This is a genomic window from Pontibacter sp. HJ8 (assembly GCF_054824225.1).
This window is the reverse complement of record NZ_JSYF01000644.1, coordinates 1-2297: the sequence shown is the minus strand read 5'-3', so window position 1 is coordinate 2297 and position 2297 is coordinate 1. Positions and strand designations below refer to the sequence as shown.

The 2297-nt window shown below is 38.0% G+C and carries 1 protein-coding gene; it reads right to left on the bottom strand.

What is annotated here, in order from left to right; translation table 11 throughout:
- Window positions 1–735 (bottom strand): glycosyltransferase (locus OB13_RS20555; protein ID WP_461492057.1); only part of this gene is annotated, 735 nt, incomplete at its 3' end.
- Window positions 736–2297 lie beyond the last annotated feature (1562 nt).

Here is a 2297-nt window from a genome sequence, read left to right as displayed (position 1 = left end):
AAAGCATTTTACTCCTTCTTTGATAAAACGCACTAAATAATCCCATTCCAGACGTTCTTTTGACATGAAATGTCTGAACTTAAGCCTTTCATCATACCAGATGTCATAACCTGCCAGTGCTATGGCATAACAAAGTTCATAGTCTCCACCTGAACTGAGATGTCTACCTATTCGATCGGTCAGCAGAGGTTTGAATCCTGCATGAAGAAGCATATCATAAGCTGATTTTCTAATTACACTTCCAGCGCCATACACAAACTTTCGTCTCACATTTCCGGAAGTTGCTGCCTGTGGGCCATTTGCGAAAAAACCATGCCCCAGCGCCCAACGCGGGGGAGGAAATTCGAAAACTAATTCCCCATTACCGCCCAGCACTCCAATTTCCGGATGTTGTTGCATAAGGTCATATGCTTTGTTGACATAATCAGCATCTAACCAGTTATCGTCGTCGCAAAACAATACGAATTCATAGTTGGCTTTTTCCAAAGCCAGTTCACGCGCATAGGTCAGACCTTGTTTGGGTTGGTAAAGTAGAGAAAGTTTTGTGGGTTGGTTGTGTTTTTGCCATTCTGCTCTGACTACTTCGGAAGTGTTATCCGTGCAGGCATTATTAACCACAATGAGTTCCCAGTCAATAGCAAGACGCACGCGCTGTTGTGCGATATGGCGTATCGTTTCGGGAAGAAGGGCTGCCCCATTATAGGTACATATAACAATTGAAACACCAAACCTCATGCTTTTCCAAAATTTATGATCAGTTACAGTTTAATGGCCATCAGGTATAGCAAAGAACTCTTAGAAAATTGTAAAGCATGAACTATATGGGTATTAACCAATGGTTTATTATGAAGCTTGTGCCATATAACACGGGCAACGTTGAGAGCATAAGCCGCGAGTACTTCTGGCCTGTTGTCTGATCTATGTTGCTATATCTGTAAAACGCAGTGTTTTTTACACCGGTATCTGTACTTACATCATTCAAAACCTCTGACTGTAGGTGTTTGTTATTTGTTAGGTAAATCTTGCACCCAAATGCTTTTATGAGTCTCAGCTAAAAATTAAACGTAATTCCAAACCAGAAGCATTACCGACCAAATTGACCTTTTCGTTATGGCCGGAATCGGACTTACATGCAGAGGCGTAGAAGATACATACAACATGCTTCGCCTATAAGTGGAATCATTCTACTGTCTTATACGGAGAATAAAAAAAAATTATCTAAGAAAAAAAGGGTTAATGTATTAACTTTTATAGTGTACGTTGTATTATTTACTCCCAAATGCAAATAACAGGTTTTTGATCGTTAAGGGCATACTTAACTATGAATTAATATTTTTCACTATATTATCGATAGTAATAAGTCTGACGCTAGATAAAAAAATGCCTTAAAACGGCTATATGCGAGGATAAAGGGAATTGAATAAAATGATCTATTATATAGAATTGCCTATTTTCTTGCTGATATACTACGATCTACGTTCTACTCTATAGGTATACGTTGTGTTATATAATTCAAATTTTTTTATTAAGATTAAAAACCATATCAGGCTTAACTAGGAGAAACTGAATATTAGGTTGACGACATTTCTTCATATTCTATCAGAAAGAGCCGCTGTTAATCGCATCAAGAAGGTATACTTTGATAAATTTTCTACTTCAATCCAACCTCCAGTATATTCGCTTGTTTAAGCTACCTCTGGCTTGTTTAAGCTACCTCTGATAGTTTGGCTCCTGGCTTATTTAACAATAAGATTGATTTACTATGATCTACACTGCAAATGCTACACTGTAGCGCTTTTTGAGAGAGTAATTTGATCTAGCCCGGAGGTAAAAGCTAAAGTGTATAGCAAAACCTTGGTTTTAAAAGAAGCCAAGGCCTTGCTTTGTCGTTCCTGTCTTTAAACATCGTAGCCAATTACACCAGGCAAAGTAGACGTCAGCAAATATTGACTCTTTTAGTGACCTTACCTCTACACTTTCTATTTCTAATCCGGGATTTGTACGCATACCTGTCATATAGCTAGCCACCAAGTAAAGGGATGATGTTACTTGATAATTAGTAAAGGTTTGATTTATAGGAAGGTAGCACTTTTTTATCCTTCTGAAGACTGAAAACAAGCAGCCAAAACGAATATAGTATTGGGAGTATTATATAGAAGAGTACAATTTTTTTGTCAGGTATAATTTCTTTTACCTCCACACCTGGTTTCAATTTGCTTCATAGTAGACTCAAAGTATTTATGCGGCCGCCTATGGAAGAACATCGCCCACTGGCTACCATGTCAATTCGTGTATTC